The sequence below is a fragment of the Nostoc sp. CMAA1605 genome, assembly GCF_021596505.1.
GTDB lineage: Bacteria > Cyanobacteriota > Cyanobacteriia > Cyanobacteriales > Nostocaceae > Trichormus.
On the sequence record NZ_PJIZ01000139.1, the window covers coordinates 1 to 20,064 of the forward strand.

Here is a 20,064-nt window from a genome sequence, read left to right on the forward strand (position 1 = left end):
TCTGATGAGGCGATGTCAGACCCCGCCACAGCCGCAGTCCGCAACGCTGATCAAATTCCCCAAAAGCGAGAAGCACCAGGTGTAGGTAGTGTGTCTCCTAGTATTGGTGCGAGTCCTGAAAAAGCAGGAAAGCCACCGGAATTACAAGTTAATGTCACCGGTTTACAATACGCGTGGATTTTTACCTACCCCGAAACAGGTGTAACCACTGGTGAATTACACGTTCCCATTGGGCGGGAAGTCAAAATTAATATGACCGCCAATGATGTCATCCATGCTTTTTGGGTTCCTGAATTCCGCATGAAACAAGATGCCATCCCTGGTAGACAAAGCGAACTCCGCTTTACTCCCAAAACCGAAGGTGATTATGCCCTCATCTGTGCAGAATTGTGCGGCCCCTACCACGGCGCGATGAGAACCCAGGTGATAGTCGAAAAACCAGAAGCCTTTGAAAAATGGATGCAAGAGCAGTTAACTGCGAGCAATGATAGCCTCAAGGAAGCGATCGCTCTTAATCCCGCCACCGCATCCCCCGACGAATTTCTCGCACCCTACACCAAGGACATGGGAATTCATCCTGAAATATTACATCAGATCCATAAGTAGTCAAAAGTCCACAGTCCACAGTCCACAGTCATCACCAACGACTTATGACTATTAACTATTGACTATTGACCATTGACTAATGACTAATGACTAATCACCATGACACAAGCTCAGTTACAAGAAACTGCCAACATCTCGGCTCACCATGCAGAGCCAGGGGTGAGAAAATGGCAAGATTACTTTAGCTTCAACACCGATCACAAGGTCATTGGACTGCAATATCTGGTGACTTCCTTCGTTTTTTACTGTATTGGCGGCGTTTTAGCTGACTTAGTGCGTACAGAATTGCGAACGCCAGAAGTAGATTTTGTGACTCCTGAAGTTTACAACAGCCTGTTTACGCTGCACGCCACAATCATGATTTTCCTGTGGATTGTGCCAGCCGGGGCAGGATTTGCTAATTATTTAATTCCCTTGATGATTGGGGCCAAAGATATGGCATTCCCCAGATTGAATGCTGTAGCTTTTTGGATGATTCCACCTTCTGGTATATTACTCATCGCTAGTTTAGTGGTGGGTGATGCGCCGGATGCAGGTTGGACTTCCTACCCTCCCTTAAGTTTGATGACGGGACAGGTAGGCCAAGCAATTTGGATTATGAGTATCCTACTATTGGGTACGTCGTCAATTTTGGGGGCGATTAATTTTCTCGTCACCTTGCTGAAGATGCGTATCCCCACAATGGGTTTCCATCAAATGCCCTTGTTTTGCTGGGCGATGTTGGCGACTTCGGCGTTAGTTTTACTATCTACACCAGTGCTAGCCGCCGGTTTAATTCTCCTGTCCTTTGACTTATTAGCAGGAACAACATTTTTCAACCCCACTGGTGGTGGTGATCCGGTAGTTTACCAGCATATGTTCTGGTTTTACTCCCACCCGGCAGTTTACATCATGATTTTGCCCTTTTTTGGGGGAATATCCGAGATTATTCCTATTCACTCCCGTAAACCCATTTTCGGATATAAAGCGATCGCCTATTCATCTTTAGCCATCAGTTTCTTAGGGCTAATTGTCTGGGCGCACCATATGTTTACCAGTGGTATTCCTGGTTGGTTACGGATGTTCTTCATGATTACTACCATGATTATCGCCGTACCCACAGGGATTAAAATCTTTAGCTGGTTAGCAACAATGTGGGGAGGCAAAATCCAATTCAACAGCCCCATGTTGTTCGCAATGGGTTTCGTCGGAACATTCGTGATTGGTGGGATTAGTGGTGTGATGTTGGCAGCCGTGCCTTTTGACATCCACGTCCACGACACCTATTTTGTCGTCGCACACCTACACTATGTACTGTTCGGTGGTAGCGTTCTAGGAATTTTCGCCGCCATTTATCATTGGTTTCCCAAAATGACAGGACGGATGTTCAATGAATTTTGGGGGAAAGTGCATTTTGTCTTAACCATTGTGGGTTTGAATATGACATTCTTACCCATGCACAAACTAGGGTTAATGGGCATGAATCGCCGTGTGGCGCAGTATGACCCCAAATTTGCCCTATTAAACGAAATCTGCACTTACGGCTCGTATATTCTGGCTGTTTCCACATTTCCCTTTATCATCAACGCCATTTGGAGTTGGCTGTACGGTGAGAAAGCCCCGAATAATCCCTGGAAAGCACTCACCCTAGAGTGGATGACCACTTCACCACCAGCCATTGAAAATTTTGATACACTCCCAGTCTTAACCACTGGCCCCTACGACTATGGTGTACAACACGCACCAGCCAACGTATCCCCATCAGAGAATCCCGTACTCAGGGCTGATGCTGACGAGCCATATCCCAGTATTGAGTCTGATTTAGAAATTAGAAGGTAGAAGCAGAGGAGGCAGGGGGCAGGGAGCAGGGGAGAAAAATCCAATGCCCGATGCCCAATGCCCAATGCCCAATGCCCAATCCCCAATCCATTCATTAATTAACATTCATGCAAAGTCAAACAATTGACCCAGCGAAAACAGAACTGAATCATCACCATACAGCAGAGACGGTTAGTCATCATGAAGAACATCCCGATCATCGTCTGTTTGGGTTGTTCGTCTTCTTGGTTGCTGAAGGGATGATTTTTATGGGGTTGTTCGGAGCTTATTTAGCTTTCCGTTCAACTTTACCTGTGTGGCCGCCAACCGGCACACCAGAATTAGAACTTTTATTACCTGGAGTTAACACTGTTAACCTGATTGCTAGTAGCTTTGTGATGCACAATGCCGATACTGCAATCAAAAAGAATGATGCTAAAGGAATGCGTACTTGGTTGGCGATTACTGCCGCAATGGGCGCGATTTTCTTAGTAGGACAGGTTTACGAGTACACACATTTAGAATTTGGCTTAACAACTAACTTATTTGCCAGTGCATTTTATGTGTTGACTGGTTTCCACGGACTGCACGTAACTATCGGCGTTTTAGCCATCTTAGCGGTGTTGTGGCGATCGCGCACTCCTGGTCACTACAGTAATGAAAAACACTTTGGTGTGGAAGCTGCGGAAATATATTGGCACTTCGTTGATGTAATTTGGATTATTTTGTTCGGATTACTGTATTTACTGTAGGTATTAATTAATAGTTGTTCACTCCACGCGGACAACTTAAGATTCTACACCCCCCCTCTGGGGGTTTTTTTGTTGCTGATCTGACAGGCGTAAGCTTTTTGAGCAAAGTAAACTACCGATTTTTTGCGACTTTGCGCCTTTGCGCGAAACATAAATCATTCCATTAATCAGCAACGCCAACAGTGCAATGTTGTGCGCTGATGTTTATTATTGCATCCTAAATATCTTTATTTTGACAAAATCAGCAAAGTTTTACAGTAAACTTGTATAAAATCTCCGTATTAACCCTTAGTGACGCAGTTATGCCGCCAGACTATTCCGGTCAAAATTTGCGAGGTCGTTCATTTAAAGGTCAAGACTTGAGTGGGACTAATTTTAGTAAGGCAGATATTCGAGGAGCTAATTTTAGCAAGGCTATTCTCAAAGGAGCTAATTTCACAGGTGCTAAAGCTGGACTACAGAAACGTTGGACTGTTGGTTTGCTTATAGTGTCATGGCTGCTGTCAGCAATATCAGGTTTTGTATCCGTTTCTATTAGTTCCTTAGTACTGGGTCTCGTATATGCTCTCATATATTATATTATTTCTGTTTGGGAAACTGAACACTTTATTGCAACTCTAGGAATAGTTGGCTTAATTATTACAATCTTTCGCATTGTTACTATTCGTAAGGGTTTAACTGCTGGTTTAAAAGCTGTAGCTACATCTGTAGTTTTAGCCGTAGCCGTAGTTATCGTCATAGCCAGAGCTTTTATTTTCACTATAACCTTAGCCAAAATCTTAGAGACAGTTGCACTCATAGCTGGAGGAGCCTTTGCTGTCTTAATTACAGTCGGAATCGCAAGTACAACCGGAGCCATAGCTGGAGCTATAGCCGGAGCCACAGTCGAAGCCATAGCAGTAGCTATAGCAGTAGTCATAGCTGGAGCCGGAGCTATATGTGTATTCATTCCATCTTTCCCTTTGACCGCAACAGCCCTAGCCTTTACTTTGTTTAGTGCTTATACTGGCTGGCGTAGTTTAGCTGACGAAAAAGAATCTTCAACGCGCTCATTTGTGATCGTTTTGGCAGCAACAGGTGGAACCAGTTTTCGTAATGCTGATTTAACTGACGCTAATTTCACTGGTGCGACTCTCAGAAACACAGACTTTATAAAAGCAAATCTCACGTATACTCGTTTTTATGAAGTTAAAAAACTTGACTTAGCAAGAGTAGACGAAACTATATTAGCTCAACAAAACGTTCTCAATTTGCTAATGAGTCTTAATGGTAGAAATAAATCATATGTTGGAGCAAATCTTAGAGGTGCAAACCTCATGGGTGCAAATTTAAAAGCAGCTAATCTTAAAGACGCTGATATTAGTGAAGCAACATTTCAAGGGGCTTGTTTAGAAGAAGCAAATTTAGCTATAGATAAAGCTGTAAATACTGATTTTACTCGCGCTCAAATGACTGGAGCTTGTGTAATAGCTTGGAAGATTGCAAGTACAACTAAATTAGATAATGTTGATTGTCGCTTTATTTATCTTCTAGAAGATGCCAAGCCTGGAACTGATGATAGAGAACGTCGTCCTAGTAGTGGCGAATTTAAACCAGGAGAATTTACTAAACTATTTGAAGAAGTTTTAAACACTGTTGACTTAATTTTCCGCAACGGCATAGACTGGAAAGCCTTTGTTACTTCCTTCAAAAAAGTGCAAGTAGAAAATGAAGACACAGATTTATCTATTCAGAGTATTGGTAATAAAGGCGATGGCGTAGTTGTTGTTAAACTTAACGTGCCTGATGGAACTGATAAAGAGAAGATTCATAGTGATTTTATGCAAAATTATCAGTTAGCATTGCAAGCTGTGGAGGAAAAATATAAAGCACAACTGCAAGCTAAAGATAATGAAATAGTCATCTATCGCCAACAAAGTGCAGATATGAAAGAGATTATTGGTTTACTAGCAAATAAGCCAATTAATGTTCAAGTTGATAATAAAGTAGAAGCTAAAAACATGACTAACAGTAATGATTACAGCCGTAAATTTGAAAATAGCGGCACTTTAAATAATAGTGGTCAAATTAATTTAGGTGAAATTAGCGGTACGGTGACAAATACTATTAATGAGTTACCATCTGCATCTGAGTCCGAAAAGCCGGGAATTAAGGAATTATTGACGCAATTAAAAGCGGCGATTGAGGTGGAAAAAGATTTATCTGAGGAAGATAAAGCGGAAGCTTTAGAACAAGTGCAAGCGTTAGCGGAAGCGGGGAAAAATCCCCAAGCTGAACCGCACCAGAAGGCAGCGAAAACAGCAATGAAGATTTTGAAAGGGACGATTACCGGTTTACCTGCGACGGCTACATTAGTTGAGGCTGTTAGTAAATTGTTGCCGTTGATTTCTAAGTTTTTGGGTTTGGGTTGAGTGTAGTGTCATTCAAGAAATGGCATTTCTGAATTCAGGACTGAATATTGTAGGGTAGGCGGGACAACCCGCCCCAAAATACAAGGGACGGGCTGTCCAGCCCATCCCACAAAATCAGTAAAATTATTCTGTGTTTATTTAGTAATGTTGGGTTTCGCTATCGCTCAACCCAACCTACTTGTGATTTAACCTTGTTGACGAGGTGCGTTAAAGGCTTCCCAACCGGCTTTGACTGCGTTTTGTAGACGGGTATTAAAATCTACAAACTCTTTCATCATTAAATGCCAGTTTCTTTCTGTTTCTTCTTGAAACACTACCCAGAAATATTCTAAGCGATCGCCTCCGGCGGGGCGTAGCCCATCGCGCTCCATAATTTTTTCACCTTCAATCGTTTCCCGTGCTTTGCGAACCACATTTAAATAAGTTTCACGAGTAAGTTTACCTGCTGATTCTGCTTCTGCTTGAGCGCGTCTTCTCAACGCTTCAATTAAAGCTTTCGTTTCGCGTTTCACTTCATCAGTTTCACCAGCCATTTCCGTTTCTACTAATTCGTCAGTTTGGGAGCTAACTTCTACCACGATAGTAGATTCCACAATTTCTACAGATTGAAGATTGTCATTATTCATAGTTGAAACATCCTCTTAGTTGTTGTTATTAGTCATTAGTCATTAGAGAACAGGGAACGGTTTTTCTCATCTTCTACCTTGTCTACCTTGTCTACCTTGTCTACCTTGTCTCCAATGCCCCATGCCCCATTCCCTATGCCCTAATTTGCTGTTCTATTTTCAGCAATTGTTCAACTCGTGCTTCGGTTGCGGGGTGACTGGAAAATAAATTACCCAGGAATTGTCCAGAGATGGGGTTGATGATGAGTAATGGTTCAAAAGCGGGGTTAGAGTCTAGAGGTAGTTGCCTAGCGGTAGCTTCTAATCTTTGCAATGCACGAGCTAAGGCGCGGGGATTACCTGTTAATCTAGCAGCACCAGCATCGGCAGAAAACTCTCTTGTGCGGGATATTGCTAATTGAATAATTGTCGCTGCAATAGGGGCGAGAATAACTGTTAATAAGACTCCCAAAGGATTACCGCCTCTTTCGTTATCTCTGCCACCTACACCCCCAAACCAGAGGCTATAACTTAACATCTGCGCTAAGAAAGATATTGCACCGGCAACGGTAGCAGCTACAGCTTGGGTTAAGGTGTCTCGGTTAATAATGTGTGTCAGTTCGTGAGCAATTACCCCTTCTAATTCATCTTCTGGCAAGATATTTAAAATACCTTCGGTAACGGCTACAGCCGCGTGTTCTGGATCTCTTCCTGTCGCGAAAGCATTAGCAGTTTGACTAGGAACAATATACACTCCAGGCATAGGAATATTAGCCCGTTGTGACAATCTCTGTACCATGCGATATAGTCCTGGTGCTTGACTTTCGCTCACAGGTTGGGCTTGATAAACTGCAAGGGCAATTTTATCTGATTGATACCAAGAAAATAAGTTAGTGACTGCGGCTAATCCAATACCTATGATTAAGCCGCCTGTACCACCGATTACCCAATAACTAATAGCAATTAACAAGCCACTAAGAGCAGCAAGTAAAGCAACTGTTTTAAATTGATTTCCCATATTTTTAATCTCCTGCTAATGCTGTTCTGATGTTTTGTAGTTGTGTTAAAAAACAGCATTATTGAAGCCACACTCTGATTGTATCTAGCCCAACTCATCCGTAGGGTACAGATAACCTGTCATCTGAGTACGGTTTTCCCACTCATGGCAATTTTGGATTTTGGATTTTGGATTTTGGATTGAAAACTGATGATGTATCAATTACTTTCATATTCTCAATTCCCAATTTCCCATATCTTGATTGATGTATTTCCGAATATAAGGTATCGTAAAGTTAAATAATGGCAATGGAGCTTGCCAAAACCGCTATTCCAGGACAAAAAATATTATCTGGAAAGCTGATAGCTCCTACTTCCCTCGCTGATTCCAGGATAGTAGGAGCTTGTTTTATTTATCTCCAGATTTCCTGTAGTCAGCATTAGTCTACAAATTGCTGCTGTGGAGGTCTCTGGATGTTATTTAGCATATTTTGGATTTTAATTATGGGCTTTTTGTTGGTCAAATTACCCATCGTTTAGGTGCGCCGCCTTTATATTGGTATGCTTTTGCGAGCAGTATTAGAATCCAGTCAAATACCTGTAATTTTATTAGATAAATACACAAAGTAGGTGCATTATGTGGTTCGGTTTAAAAAATTTACTGGAGCATAGTTTACAACTAATTACTATTGCCCCAAAGCTAATTCCAGAAGTATTACAACAACCTTTAGTGCGGAATCCTATAGCCGTAAGTTTAGGTGCGATCGCAGGTGCTTTAAGTCGCTACTATTTAAGCTTGTGGTTCGCTCAACGCTTCGGTTTAGGTTTCCCCTACGGCACATTTTTTATTAATATTAGTGGCTGTTTGGCGATGGGTTTTTTCTTTACATTCTCTGTAGAAAAAATAGCAATCATTTCTCCTGAAATACGGTTATTAATTGCTGTCGGTTTTTTGGGTGCTTACACTACTTTTTCTACCTATGCCTTAGATACTGTTAGCCTGTTAAATAACCAAAATTTCATCACCGCCAACGTTTATTTATTTGGTAGTGCCATCTTAGGAATTATCAGCCTTCAAATAGGGATGATTTTAGCTCGATTCTTGCCTTAGCAGAGGGAATTACAATTTAAAAAATCATACTATCAAAGACAGTTGTTTTGAAGAAGATAAATTTGATAGTTGACTTTTGTAATTCCCCAGATTTTTGGAATGTGAAGGCGTAGGGGGAAAATCAATGAGTATTAAATATTGTTTGCAAAATAGGGAAATATAGATTTGTCAGGTTCTTATACCAATTCTCTATGAAGTTACACCGCATAAATGATGTAGAGACGTTATGCAACGTCTCTACAGTACAGAACAAAGTCTATCTTCATCAAGAAACGGTATTAAACAATATTGCCAAAAATCTTATGCAACCTTTACCTCAAGATTGTGCTGAACTTTTCTCACAGCTAACTGAACAAGTTAAAACAGCACCTCCTGATTCTGCTAATGAAGCCGTTTATCAAGCCGGAGTTTTACTTTTCCTCGCTGGATATGGTGAAGCGGCTTATCAAACTTTTCTCAAATTGCTCAGTGGAGAATTGCGTCTTAGTAAAGCTAGTTCCTTAATACGTCAGCTTGAATCTAGTATATTACCTAGTTTGTGTTACGGATTAGGTATTCCTTACCCTGCCACACCTAACCAAGAAGCATTAAATCTGCAAGAATTAACCGATTTAATATTTCAAAATGAGCGACAAAATCGTAGTATGCTCCTGTTAGATAGATTTTCTGTAGCAGATTTAAATTTACCCCCAGCAATTGCTAAATTCGTACCACCACCTCCACCAATTAAAGCCAAGTTTACAGACGAATACATACAACAAATGCTGGGGCGTAGCGAGCAGCTACATCAAGGTGAAATTAGTCTTTTTATGCAAGATGCTTTCAGAAAATTGCAAGTGTTATCTAAAAATAATCAATTTACTGAAGCACTGAAGCTTGTTGATATCTACGAGCAAGTTTGTCAAGTATGGCAAGTAGAAACTAAAGATTGGATTTCAGAGACAGTCAAAATTATTGCTATTGATTTATGCTTCCGTAATGGCGAGGAAAATCAAGCCAAAGAATATTTATTAAATTGGTGGATTACAAGCAGCAGAGATACACTATCTATAAATACTCTAGTTGGCTTATGCTCTGCAACACGCGCTTTTTTAGCAGGTGTACTTAGAGCAGTGATGAATATTTCTCCTATGCAAGTTGATGAATTTTTAGATAGCCTGAACAACCGCACTTATATACCACATAAAAGTTTCATACCTTCTGTATTAGACTGGCAAATTTTTATGGAAGCGTGGAATGAAAAACTATTTGCTGGTAAATTAGCAGAAAATATCGAGAGTTACTCAGACTGGTTTTCAGAAGCAGTATCTCAGAAAAAATGTGGTAAACAAGGCGCATCGGTAGCCGAGATTCTAGAATTAGAACATCGGTTGGGTAAAACATTACCACCAAGCTACAAAAACTTTCTTTTATATAGCAATGGTTGGGTAATTTTAAACGAATATTGCACTTTATTAGGGACAAAAGATGTAGACTGGTTCTATACCCTAAACCAAGAATGGGTTGATGTTTGGCATGGAATAGAACGAGATGAAGTTGATGATGAAACATACTTTTTGTATGGTAGACATCAAGACCCTTGCCATATTAGAACCAGATATATGAAAACGGCTTTGCAAATTAGCACTGATGAAGATGGTTATGTGTATCTGCTCAATCCTATGGTTATAGATGAACAGGGAGAATGGGAAGCTTGGGACTTTGGTAATAAGATTGCAGGTGCTTACCGTTACCGCACATTTTGGGACATGATGCAGGCTGTTTATAAACGTTCTTTTCGTGACGACAAATAAGTCGCTTAGTCACGTACCACAAGATAAAATCAAGGCAGAATACTATTCTGCCCCTACAACCCTACGATCGCCTAATTTATTTCAACAATAAGTAATATATAGAACCAGTAGTGACTGTAATACCTGCGCGATCGCCTGCTAAATCACCATAGCCTAAGAAATAATCAACCCTACCAGGGCCTTTGATAGCACTACCTGTATCTTGATCTAAGACAAAGCGACTGACTCGGCGTTGCACCAATTTCTTACCCCGTTCTGGATAGGGAAATGTAGCATTAATTACTGCTAATGCTCCAGGAGGCATCATAGATTTATCTGTGGCAATGGAACGTTCTGGTACTAGCGGCACACTAATACTACCTGTAGCTGGTTCACCTTTGGTTTCTTTGAAAAAAATAAATCTTTCCCAGCGTGGTAAATATTTATCCATTGATTTGGGGTTTTTCTGGAAATAACGGATAATTCCCGGCATATTTAATTCTTCTTTGGAGAGTTTGCCATCTTGAAATAGCAATCTACCAATACTCGTCCAAGGATAATCCGTTCCGCGCACAAAGCCGACACTAGTTTGAGTTCCATCAGTCAAGTTAAGTTTGGCTGAACCTTGGATGTGAATCATGTATGCTTGAAAGCGATCGCGTAACCAAAACATTTCTAAACCGTTTAATCGGCTTTTATTCCCTAATAAGCCGTTTACGCCTTCTAATTCCAGGCGTGTAGGATGGGGTTTAGGCCATTGTTCAAAATCTGCGGGTAAGCGATAAATAGGATATTTGTATTGTGCAGTGCGGCTGCGACTCGCTTGATAAATTGGTGCGTAGTAAGCAGTAAACTTGACTCTACCTTGATTATCATCACCTACTGACTGATAAAATGCAAACTCACGCTTGACAGATGCTTGCAGTTGTGCAGGTGATTTGGCTGTAGCTACCAATTGGCGAAACCGCTTTAAACTGCGGCGTACTCGGTCGATGGTAATTTCTTTAATAGGGTAATTATTATAAGCTGCGATCGCTTTTGGTGTATTTAAATAACTCAAACTATTGTCAATTGATTTTAATAGAGATTGGCGATCGCGTTTTAAAGCACCATGACCAAAAAATAATTGCTCATCCCAACCCAAACAAGTACGCGCAGGTTGACAAGTACCAATATCAACTCGTTTTAACGCTGGCGTTACCGGAGATGGCGGTGCTGCTGGTTGGGGTGTTACCTGACTCACAGCGATTGGTAACGGGTTGAAAAGTGCAATTCCCAAACCCAAGGAAAATAAAGCCAGTGGTTTTTTCATATCTAACAGAATCTCAGATGCACATCTTTAGAGATGTTTTTATCACACCTTAAGACCATTGTTTCTAACTTTAGTTTCCCCTACAGCAGAAAAATCAAACACTCTGCATGAACTTTTTCTTAGGTGATACAAAAAGTTTCCGTCCCCGCGAAGGGGAATAAAAGCAATTTGCAATGGACTAACGTCCCGCTTCGCTAACGCAATTCGCAATTAATTTAAAACCTGTATTTTCCGCCGTTGTCTAGTTTGTCACCATGATGTTTCCGTCCCCGTGAAGGGGAATAAATGGAAAACGATGAAGTCCAGACGTTTGCTCGTACTGGCAAGCTTTTGTTTCCGTCCCCGTGAAGGGGAATAAATGGAAAACACTTTTTATGCAATCAGAAATGAGGGATGCTGGATGGTTTCCGTCCCCGTGAAGGGGAATAAATGGAAAACCATTGTTGCTGCCTTCCAAAAGGATTACATGGTCATGTTTCCGTCCCCGTGAAGGGGAATAAATGGAAAACAACAATAAAATATTGTTACAACAAATTTGCACATGGAGTTTCCGTCCCCGTGAAGGGGAATAAATGGAAAACTCGGTGATAGGTTACGGGATTCCAGAGCTAAAACAAAAGTTTCCGTCCCCGTGAAGGGGAATAAATGGAAAACATTTTTTTGAAGTACATCATTTGAAAGCAATTTTTCGTTTCCGTCCCCGTGAAGGGGAATAAATGGAAAACATTTGGAATGGATAGCGCTAAATAACAAGCTGAAAAGTTTCCGTCCCCGTGAAGGGGAATAAATGGAAAACTTTTTGCAAAAGCATTGTACATTAAAAGAGGACACTTGTTTCCGTCCCCGTGAAGGGGAATAAGTGGAAAACCCTGCCTTGATAGAAACCTTACTTTGACTGAGTTTGAAAGGGTCATTTTTGCGGGGGGTGTAAATTACCTGTCAACAAGCTGAAATTATTGACAATAACTTACCTGCTTACCCCACTCAAACCCTTGCACAGCAAGCGATTTGCGGGGGTGTACGAAATAATCAGAGTTTGAGCGATCGCCCTACCCCCACGAATGCCATTTCCTCAACAAAACTTTACAGAAATAATAGGAAACTTTTGGATTAAATTTTCAAGGTTCTGTGGTTATTTGGATAGATACTATCAATATAGGCTGAAAAATTCCAAGCTAATCTCGCCAAAGCAATATAAATCTTTACTTTTACGGTAAGGTAGGGTGTGTGACGGCAGCGATAAGATTTAAAACATCACCGATATATTCAACTTGCCGTCACGCACCAAACAGATGTCAGTTTTTTAGCAATCAAACGGGTTTTCGATAACCTCATAACCGTTCACTGATAACGTGTTGGGTTTTGCTTTGCTCAACTCAAGCTACATCCGAATAACAGATGTCAGGAAGTGAGGACAGTTTACAAGCCACTTTTGCAGACATCGAGGCTTTAGCCAAAAAATTTCGCTTTCGTGATTGTCAGCATCAGCATGAACCAGATTGTGCAGTGCAGCAAGCATTGACAGAGGGGAAACTAGATACATCTGGACTTCTTAGTTATCAAAAATTGCAAAAATAACTGAATTATCTGGTACGTAAACCAGATCATCAGGCACAATTAGCAGAAAAAGAACGGTGGAAGAAAATCCATAAAGCTATGCGACATCATCACAAATACTGACTCTTCTAAAACAATCTACATTTTTTGCGAAAACTACTGGTCTAATTTTCATAAATTGCATCAGGGCATTCAATAATTTTGCTGGCTTTTGGTAAATTTGACGTACTTAAATTTACCAAAACTTTTTAAAAAATAGAACAATCTAAAATCATCAATACATCAAATATTTTGAAGACAAAAGTTAATATTTCAGCCATATTTCCGTTTTTGCTCGGATCTCAGCTTGACTAACTTAGAGCTTCAATAGATTAAAGGTAATTAAAATAAATATTTTTAATTATTGTTTAGTGTGCTTTACTTATTAATCCCAAATATCTAAACAGAAATTGCTACACAAAAAGTTGCATATTTCAGGTATTCACTATCAAAGTACATAAAATTGACCATGAGCCAACAAGAACAGTCAAATGTGAGTGAAGCGGCATCGGCATTCTATCAACCAGAAGAACTACATAATTTGCAAAGTCAATGGATTGGCACAAATGAGTTTACAAATACAACATCCTTGCAGCAGGTAATTGAATATGCTCCAGTAGCAATGGTCATCTTTGATCAACAGATGCGTTATCTTCATGTCAGCCGTCGATGGTTAGAAGACTATCAACTAACTGATGATATTATTGGTTGTTCTCACTATGAAGTGTTTCCTGATATTCCCCCAAAATGGCGGCAGCTTTTTCAAAGGTGTTTAGCCGGAGAAATGTTGCAATGTGATGAAGATACCTATCCCAGAGCCGATGGAACTGTAGAGTGGGTAAGTTGGATGCTCCGTCCTTGGCATCAACCCAATGGTGAAATTGGTGGCATTATGATGTTTAGTGAAAATATCACTAAACGTAAGCAAACAGCAATAGAACAGAAACAAACTGAAGATGCTTTGCGAGAAAGTAACACCCTATTGCGCTCAATTTTAGAAAGCACACCAGATATTATCGTAGTTAAAGATAATGAAGGTCGTCATGTTGCACTTAATTCTTATTTAGCTAGTTTTTTTGGCAAACCAATTGATGAGATTATCGGCAAAACAGATTATGAACTGTTTCCGCAGGAAATCGCCGATAAAATTATGGCTAAAGATATCCAAATTATCAACCAAGGTATTACAGAAACCTTCGAGGAAGATCATATCTCCCATGATGGTCAGATTAGAGGCACATTCCTCACCACTAAAAGTCCCTGGCGGGATGCCCAAGGTAATATTTTGGGGATGATTGGCATATCGAGAAATATTAACGATCGCAAAAAATCTGAAATGCTACTAGCTCAAGCCAAAGAAGCCGCCGAAGCCGCTAGTTATGCCAAAAGCGAATTTTTAGCCAACATGAGCCACGAATTACGCACACCTTTAAACGGCATTCTCGGCTATGCCCAGATTTTACAACGGTCTAAACACATCAAGGAAGAAGAGCGATCGCGCATTGATGTCATCTATCAATGTGGTTCTCATCTCTTAACTCTCATCAATGACATCCTCGATTTATCAAAAATCGAAGCGCGCAAAGTCGAACTTTTACCCACAGATTTCCATTTCCCCGCTTTCCTCCAAAGTGTCGCCGAAATGTGCCGCATCCGCGCTGAACTCAAAGGCATACAATTTAACTATCAATTCGCCTCAGAATTACCCATCGGTATCACCGCCGATGAAAAACGCCTACGACAAGTCTTAATTAACCTCCTGAGTAACGCCACGAAATTTACTGATACAGGCAGTGTTAATTTTACCGTTAGCTATGCCAGTCCAGGTAAAATTCGCTTTGAAGTCCGTGACACTGGTACTGGTATTCCCCAAGACAAACTGCAAGCAATTTTTCAACCCTTCGAGCAAGCCGGAGACAACCGCCGACAAACAGAAGGTACTGGCTTAGGCTTGGCAATTAGCCAAAAAATCGTCGAATTTATGGGTAGCGAGATTAAAGTACACAGTGCTATCGGTATTGGCAGCATTTTTTGGTTCGATGTGGAATTACCTACAGCCGACGAATGGGTAAAAACTTCACAAACCGATGATTACGGACAAATTATTGGTATCAAAGGCTATCAACCCAAGATTGTCATCGTTGATGATAAATGGGCTAACCGTTCGGTACTAGCTAATTTACTCAGTCCCATCGGCTTTGAAATCAAAGAAGCAGTTAACGGAGAAGACGGGTGGCAAAAAATCTTAGAATTTCAGCCTGATCTCGTCATCACCGATTTATTAATGCCAGAACTAGATGGATTTTTACTGATTCAGCGTATTCGTCAGTCAGAAGCCTTTAAAGACATTGTGATTATCGTCTCATCAGCCAGCGTCTTTGAAAGTGATCAACATCGGAGTTTAGAAGTAGGAGGAAATGACTTCCTACCCAAACCCATACAAGCTATCGATTTATTCCAAAAAATCCGAAAATACCTCAACCTCGAATGGCTTTATGAACAGCCAGAAATTGTCAAGCAATCAACAGAAAACCTTGAAATCATCGCACCACCACCAGCAGAAATAGCAACCATATATGAGTTAGTTATGAAAGGTAATTTTAAAGGCATCATCAAACAAGCAGTCTTACTGGAAGAAACTGATCAAAAATACCTCCCCTTCGCCAAGAAATTACAACAATTAGCCAAGAACTTTCAAGACCAGGAAATATTATCTCTGATTCAATCTTACCAGTAAGTATTTTCTCCATACATACTGCAAAATCAACTTTAATTATCAATCTGGGTTAATAATATGAGTTTTACCGTTGTGCAACCTCCGACTGTTTTAGTTGTTGATGATAATCCTGCTAACTTAGGTGTTCTATCCGATGCTCTTGACCAATCAGGTTTAGAAGTTTTGGTGGCAAAATCCGGTATTGTAGCATTAGAAAGAGTCAAATATGCTCTACCAGATTTAATTTTATTAGATGTGATGATGCCAGAAATGGATGGATTTGAAACTTGTCAAAAATTAAAATCGAATCCAGATACACAAAATATTCCAGTCATCTTTATGACAGCTCTATCTGATACCAAAAACAAAGTTCAAGGCTTTGAAGTTGGTGCAGTAGACTATATTACCAAACCCTTTCAGCAAGAAGAGGTATTATCAAGGGTTAAACTTCATTTAAATTTGCACAATTTATCTCACCAACTAGAGCAGAAAAATCTTTTATTAGAGAAGAAAGTAGCAGAAGTCAGTCAAGCCTATACTGATTTACAACAAATGCAGCTACAACTTATTCAAAGTGAGAAAATGTCTAGTTTAGGACAGATGATTGCTGGCATTGCTCACGAAATTAATAATCCTGTAAATTTTATTTATGGTAATCTTGCCCATGCCCATGAATATACCCAAGAGATTTTAAATTTAATCCATCTTTATCAAGAAGAATATCCTCATCCTACAGAGCGTATTCAAGCCGTATTAGATGAAATTGATATTGAATTTATTGAGCATGATTTATTAAAGCTCATCAAATCTATGAATCTCGGTGCTAAGAGAATTAGCGAAATTGTCAAATCTACTCGCATTTTCTCTCGTTTAGATGAAGCCAATATGAAAGATGTCAATATCCATGATGGCATTGATAGTACACTCACGATTTTAAATCACCGCCTCAAAACTAAGCCGGAACATCCAGGTATTGAAGTAATTAAAAATTATGGTGAATTGCCCCTAGTTGGATGCTATGCGGGTCAACTTAACCAAGTTTTTATGAATATTTTAGCCAATGCCATTGATGCGATAGATGAATACAACCAACAGCGAACATTTGCAGAAATTCAGCAGCGTCCCAGTCAAATTACAATTAGCACCAACATGATGAATGATGAGTGGGTGTCTATACATATTGCCAATAATGGTACTGCTATCGATGAGAAAGTTAAGGCTAAGTTATTTGACCCATTTTTCACTACTAAACCCATAGGTAAAGGTACAGGGCTAGGTTTGTCTATTAGTTACCAAATTGTTGTAGAAAGACATGGCGGTTGCTTGTACTGTAAATCTATCCCTGGACAGGGAACAGTATTTGTTATTGAAATCCCTTTGCGACAAAGAATTAGCCAAGCAGCTTAATAGCCAATAGGGTTCAGTTAAGAAATTTCTTCTGTGATGGTAAGGGAACAGCAGAAAAAATTAGGCTTATCTGAACTGTATTGGCTGAATAAGCTAATTAAGTGAAGTTTAAATTACACTATTTACGGCAACCAAAAATTAGGCAGTATAGATTTACCAAAATTGCGTACTGTTTGATTAATATTTCTCGCTATTTGTATATGTGTCTCGTCGGCTTCAATGGGTAAAATGTCAGCAGGCTTACCATAATTTAAATGAGACATCACTAAATTTGCTGCCTCTAATCCTGTTACATAGGCTTTCTCCTGTGACCATGAACCGTGACGGTTAGTAATCCAATCACCACTCATAAATACATTTTTAAATTTTGTCTGAGCTGGCAACATATGACGATAGCTACCAGGGGCAAAATGAGTCACAGCCTGGGGTAAACGAATTACACTACTGTCTATAACTTTCGCTGCTCTAAATCCAGGTACGCAAGTAGATAAATATCGCTGTACTGTCGCTACAATTTCCTCATCACTCCAATTTAAAAACTGATTAGCGTGATAAAAATCAGCCTCAATCACCGTACCTTCTTCCTGTTTATATTCATCATGTAAAGCATTCAAATCAAAGAATGTCCAGCCTGTGGTGTCATCAAAACCAAAACAAGCATTGGAAGCACGGGAAATATCTATTTTTCTGTCAAACCACAAGCGCGTTGCTAATACGTCAATCGCCCCTAAGTTATGTAAATTACGAAACTCTGCGTGACTTTGTAAGCTCGGACTATTGGCGACAATCTTTTTCATCCCAGTCACACCCACAGCGAAAACTACCGCATCAGCTTCAAATACTTCATCACCACAAACTACACCAGTGGCTTGATTATTTTCATCAATAATTAAGTCAGTTACGCGGTGTTTTGGTAATATTCTGGCACCTGCTTTTTCTATTCTTTCCACCCAGGGACGGAAGATTTTTTCACCCACAGTTCCCCGACACCAAACAACATCAAAATCAGATTGATGCGCCAAAATAAAATAATACAGCATTCCCAATGTAGCGGCGGCTGAACATTGTTCCCCAGGGGCAAATAAACCGACTAATAACATTGGTTCAAATGCTTCTTTATACAGTCTTGCTGACACACCAAAAGTTTTAAATAATTCTCGCGCTGTTACATAGTCATAACGTCGCCAAGCTGCATCGGAATTATCAAAGTCAACTAAGGTAAAAAGTAAAGGTAAGGCACTGAGACGGTCAATTAATGGTAGACGTTCAAATTTTGTATATACCAAAGTGCCGAATGGTGAAGGTAGCCTGGGTAAGTCTTGAAAAATTGGTGATTCTACTTCTAAACCAGCCGGGGAATATTGGGCGGAACGTGTCCAGGTTGTGAAGGGATTAATGTTTAACTCGTTGATGAGGGCAAAAATATTTCTGTAGGGATACCAAAAACCATGAATACCCGCTTCTACAGATTTACCTGCGCTGGTTTGCCAACCCGCTACTAGTCCACCAGGATAAGGGCCTGCTTCCAGAAGCGTCACATCATAACCTTGTTTTGCTAAATGGTAGGTTGCACCTAACCCAGCCCAACCAGCACCTACAACTACTACTCGTTTTGGTTGCGACTCTGCCGCCATTTCGCGCTCCGTTTGTTACAGTCCATTAACTAATGTATCTGAAGTTGCAATTTAGCGCAGGAACTGACTAGTAGGGTTTTGCAGAATTTCTTTTTGACCCTCTTGACATTATGTAGACTGAATACTACATTTGTAGTATAAAGAATTCAAGGTTTGTAGTGAGAACTTTAGTTCTCTCTGCGTTCTCTCCGCGAACAAAAAAGGACTAAAGTCCTTACTACGAACTGAATCGTAGTATTTTTATGGTTTTTTTTAATTAGTAATTTGTAATTAAACAAAGAGGTGATTGTTATGGTTCATATTCGATTTGAAGGACGTTCTATTGATGTTACAGAAACACAGGTAGGAATTGCCCCAGGGATGAATGATGTAGCGGTAAAAGAACGGGTAGCGCAACATTTGGATGTGAATTGCGATCGCCTCTCAACCTACGTCATCGATCGCCGCCCTAGTGGTGATTGGATTATCCGTCCTGAAGCCGTCTACGGTTAACAGGCTGAGTCTTCCGTGTCCCGACACAAGAAGCATACATACACATTGATAACGGTTATAAGGTAGTAAAATTCGAGCGATCGAACTAGCGAAGCATGATTTTAAGTCTCTCGCAGATTTAACGTGCGCGCCCACTGCCAAAATTTGGTAAGAGCAGCCGTAGCTGTAAAAAGCTTCTTAAACTTACACGGATTCATTCAATAATTTATTCCGCACCCTAACTTGTAAAGCATACACACCATCCGGCAACGGAATACAGGTTCGACTCCTGTCGCTTCCACTTACGGGAGCGTAGCCAAATTGGTAAAGGCAATTGTGAAAACTGCTTTGCTAACTTGTGCGGAATTCCAATTATTGAAGCTGTATTTTCCCATCAGTTGCCATTCAAGCAATAAAATCCAAAATCTAAAATCTAAAATCCAAAATTCGGAGGTGAGTCAATGATGTACGCAAACTTATGCAGATTAAAAACTCAATTTGTACCTCTATTTTTAAACAACATAAGTTATGAGCGAACATCGTTTGAGCGAAATTGTGATTGAACGTCCCCGTGGTGGGATGAAAATTAGCCGTAAAAAGTTGAAAGGTTACAGAAAAGAATTACAGAGAATTACTGAAGAAGCAACTGAGGATGGATTATTTAATCCTTACCTGATTAAAGCTAGAAAGAAATCTAAATATCTCTCAGATCACCTTGGCCCTCTGTGTCGGTTTTTACGTTCTAAAGTTGGACAACCCTGGAATGACGTTTACAGTGAACTCTGCCAAAAATTAGATCACAAGACAATGGCAGGACAACACGTTATTGGTCATTTATGGGATTATGTTGTAACCCGTGTAGAAATTGTTGATGGTCG

14 protein-coding genes, 1 pseudogene, 1 CRISPR repeat array and 1 riboswitch are annotated in these 20,064 nt (G+C 40.2%); of the genes and pseudogenes, 11 read left to right on the forward strand and 4 right to left on the reverse strand.

Features of this window, described 5'->3' with window-relative positions:
* From CV014_RS27990 to CV014_RS28005, 4 genes are all read left to right on the forward strand, one after another.
* Positions 1 to 606, forward strand: a 606-nt coding sequence (locus tag CV014_RS27990) for a cytochrome c oxidase subunit II (RefSeq protein ID WP_442946951.1), incomplete at its 5' end; no start/stop codon positions are given.
* Between the two features lie 99 nt (positions 607 to 705).
* Positions 706 to 2,424, forward strand: a complete 1,719-nt coding sequence (gene ctaD / locus CV014_RS27995; protein ID WP_236145006.1) for a cytochrome c oxidase subunit I — start codon at positions 706 to 708, stop codon at positions 2,422 to 2,424.
* Between the two features lie 107 nt (positions 2,425 to 2,531).
* Positions 2,532 to 3,155: a cytochrome c oxidase subunit 3 gene (locus tag CV014_RS28000; RefSeq protein WP_236145007.1), complete on the forward strand. Its 624-nt coding sequence runs from the start codon at positions 2,532 to 2,534 to the stop codon at positions 3,153 to 3,155.
* 302 nt (positions 3,156 to 3,457) lie between these two features.
* Complete coding sequence (locus CV014_RS28005; protein WP_236145008.1) at positions 3,458 to 5,566, forward strand: pentapeptide repeat-containing protein; 2,109 nt, start codon at positions 3,458 to 3,460, stop codon at positions 5,564 to 5,566.
* 185 nt (positions 5,567 to 5,751) lie between these two features.
* Here the strand turns inward: CV014_RS28005 and CV014_RS28010 are convergent, their stop codons facing one another.
* Both CV014_RS28010 and CV014_RS28015 read right to left on the reverse strand, forming a co-directional pair.
* Positions 5,752 to 6,192: a hypothetical protein gene (locus CV014_RS28010; protein ID WP_236145009.1), complete on the reverse strand. Its 441-nt coding sequence runs from the start codon at positions 6,190 to 6,192 to the stop codon at positions 5,752 to 5,754.
* 133 nt (positions 6,193 to 6,325) lie between these two features.
* Positions 6,326 to 7,189, reverse strand: a complete 864-nt coding sequence (locus CV014_RS28015; protein ID WP_236145010.1) for a zinc metalloprotease HtpX — start codon at positions 7,187 to 7,189, stop codon at positions 6,326 to 6,328.
* A 274-nt stretch (positions 7,190 to 7,463) separates the two neighbouring features.
* Positions 7,464 to 7,547, forward strand: a riboswitch (Fluoride riboswitch).
* A gap of 257 nt (positions 7,548 to 7,804) precedes the next feature.
* Here CV014_RS28015 and crcB point away from each other — a divergent pair.
* Together crcB and CV014_RS28025 are read left to right on the forward strand one after the other, a co-directional pair.
* Entirely contained in the window at positions 7,805 to 8,278 is a 474-nt protein-coding gene (gene crcB / locus CV014_RS28020; protein WP_236145011.1) for a fluoride efflux transporter CrcB, read from the forward strand.
* 191 nt (positions 8,279 to 8,469) lie between these two features.
* A complete protein-coding gene (locus tag CV014_RS28025; RefSeq protein ID WP_236145012.1) occupies positions 8,470 to 10,071 on the forward strand; it encodes an SMI1/KNR4 family protein in 1,602 nt (533 codons plus the stop codon).
* Between the two features lie 76 nt (positions 10,072 to 10,147).
* Here the strand turns inward: CV014_RS28025 and mltA are convergent, their stop codons facing one another.
* Complete coding sequence (gene mltA, locus CV014_RS28030) at positions 10,148 to 11,362, reverse strand: murein transglycosylase A (protein ID WP_236145013.1); 1,215 nt, start codon at positions 11,360 to 11,362, stop codon at positions 10,148 to 10,150.
* Between the two features lie 259 nt (positions 11,363 to 11,621).
* Positions 11,622 to 12,230: a CRISPR direct-repeat array (repeat unit 35 nt; unit sequence GTTTCCGTCCCCGTGAAGGGGAATAAATGGAAAAC).
* A 530-nt stretch (positions 12,231 to 12,760) separates the two neighbouring features.
* Here mltA and CV014_RS28035 point away from each other — a divergent pair.
* The 3 genes from CV014_RS28035 (at position 12,761) to CV014_RS28045 (ending at position 17,081) form a co-directional block, all read left to right on the forward strand.
* Positions 12,761 to 12,940 (forward strand): hypothetical protein, encoded by a 180-nt coding sequence (locus CV014_RS28035; protein ID WP_236145014.1) that lies wholly within the window; start codon positions 12,761 to 12,763, stop codon positions 12,938 to 12,940.
* 487 nt (positions 12,941 to 13,427) lie between these two features.
* Positions 13,428 to 15,695 carry a PAS domain-containing protein gene (locus tag CV014_RS28040; protein WP_236145015.1) on the forward strand — a complete coding sequence of 756 codons (2,268 nt, stop codon included), beginning with the start codon at positions 13,428 to 13,430 and terminating at the stop codon, positions 15,693 to 15,695.
* 57 nt (positions 15,696 to 15,752) lie between these two features.
* Positions 15,753 to 17,081 carry a hybrid sensor histidine kinase/response regulator gene (locus CV014_RS28045; protein WP_236145016.1) on the forward strand — a complete coding sequence of 443 codons (1,329 nt, stop codon included), beginning with the start codon at positions 15,753 to 15,755 and terminating at the stop codon, positions 17,079 to 17,081.
* A gap of 122 nt (positions 17,082 to 17,203) precedes the next feature.
* Here the strand turns inward: CV014_RS28045 and CV014_RS28050 are convergent, their stop codons facing one another.
* Positions 17,204 to 18,715 (reverse strand): hydroxysqualene dehydroxylase, encoded by a 1,512-nt coding sequence (locus CV014_RS28050; protein ID WP_236145017.1) that lies wholly within the window; start codon positions 18,713 to 18,715, stop codon positions 17,204 to 17,206.
* Positions 18,716 to 19,006: 291 nt separating this feature from the next.
* Here CV014_RS28050 and CV014_RS28055 point away from each other — a divergent pair, with 291 nt between their 5' ends.
* Positions 19,007 to 19,207, forward strand: a complete 201-nt coding sequence (locus CV014_RS28055) for a hypothetical protein (protein ID WP_236145018.1) — start codon at positions 19,007 to 19,009, stop codon at positions 19,205 to 19,207.
* Between the two features lie 507 nt (positions 19,208 to 19,714).
* Positions 19,715 to 20,064, forward strand: a pseudogene (locus tag CV014_RS28060) (hypothetical protein); the annotation flags it as partial.

Bases quoted from the DNA above. Each gene is read 5' to 3' on its own strand.
- ctaD (WP_236145006.1), top strand. From the start codon at position 706: ATGACACAAGCTCAGTTACAAGAAACTGCCAACATCTCGGCTCACCAT.
- CV014_RS28000 (WP_236145007.1), top strand. From the start codon at position 2,532: ATGCAAAGTCAAACAATTGACCCAGCGAAAACAGAACTGAATCATCAC.
- CV014_RS28005 (WP_236145008.1), top strand. From the start codon at position 3,458: ATGCCGCCAGACTATTCCGGTCAAAATTTGCGAGGTCGTTCATTTAAA.
- CV014_RS28010 (WP_236145009.1), bottom strand. From the start codon at position 6,192: ATGAATAATGACAATCTTCAATCTGTAGAAATTGTGGAATCTACTATC.
- CV014_RS28015 (WP_236145010.1), bottom strand. From the start codon at position 7,189: ATGGGAAATCAATTTAAAACAGTTGCTTTACTTGCTGCTCTTAGTGGC.
- crcB (WP_236145011.1), top strand. From the start codon at position 7,805: ATGTGGTTCGGTTTAAAAAATTTACTGGAGCATAGTTTACAACTAATT.
- CV014_RS28025 (WP_236145012.1), top strand. From the start codon at position 8,470: ATGAAGTTACACCGCATAAATGATGTAGAGACGTTATGCAACGTCTCT.
- mltA (WP_236145013.1), bottom strand. From the start codon at position 11,362: ATGAAAAAACCACTGGCTTTATTTTCCTTGGGTTTGGGAATTGCACTT.
- CV014_RS28035 (WP_236145014.1), top strand. From the start codon at position 12,761: ATGTCAGGAAGTGAGGACAGTTTACAAGCCACTTTTGCAGACATCGAG.
- CV014_RS28040 (WP_236145015.1), top strand. From the start codon at position 13,428: ATGAGCCAACAAGAACAGTCAAATGTGAGTGAAGCGGCATCGGCATTC.
- CV014_RS28045 (WP_236145016.1), top strand. From the start codon at position 15,753: ATGAGTTTTACCGTTGTGCAACCTCCGACTGTTTTAGTTGTTGATGAT.
- CV014_RS28050 (WP_236145017.1), bottom strand. From the start codon at position 18,715: ATGGCGGCAGAGTCGCAACCAAAACGAGTAGTAGTTGTAGGTGCTGGT.
- CV014_RS28055 (WP_236145018.1), top strand. From the start codon at position 19,007: ATGGTTCATATTCGATTTGAAGGACGTTCTATTGATGTTACAGAAACA.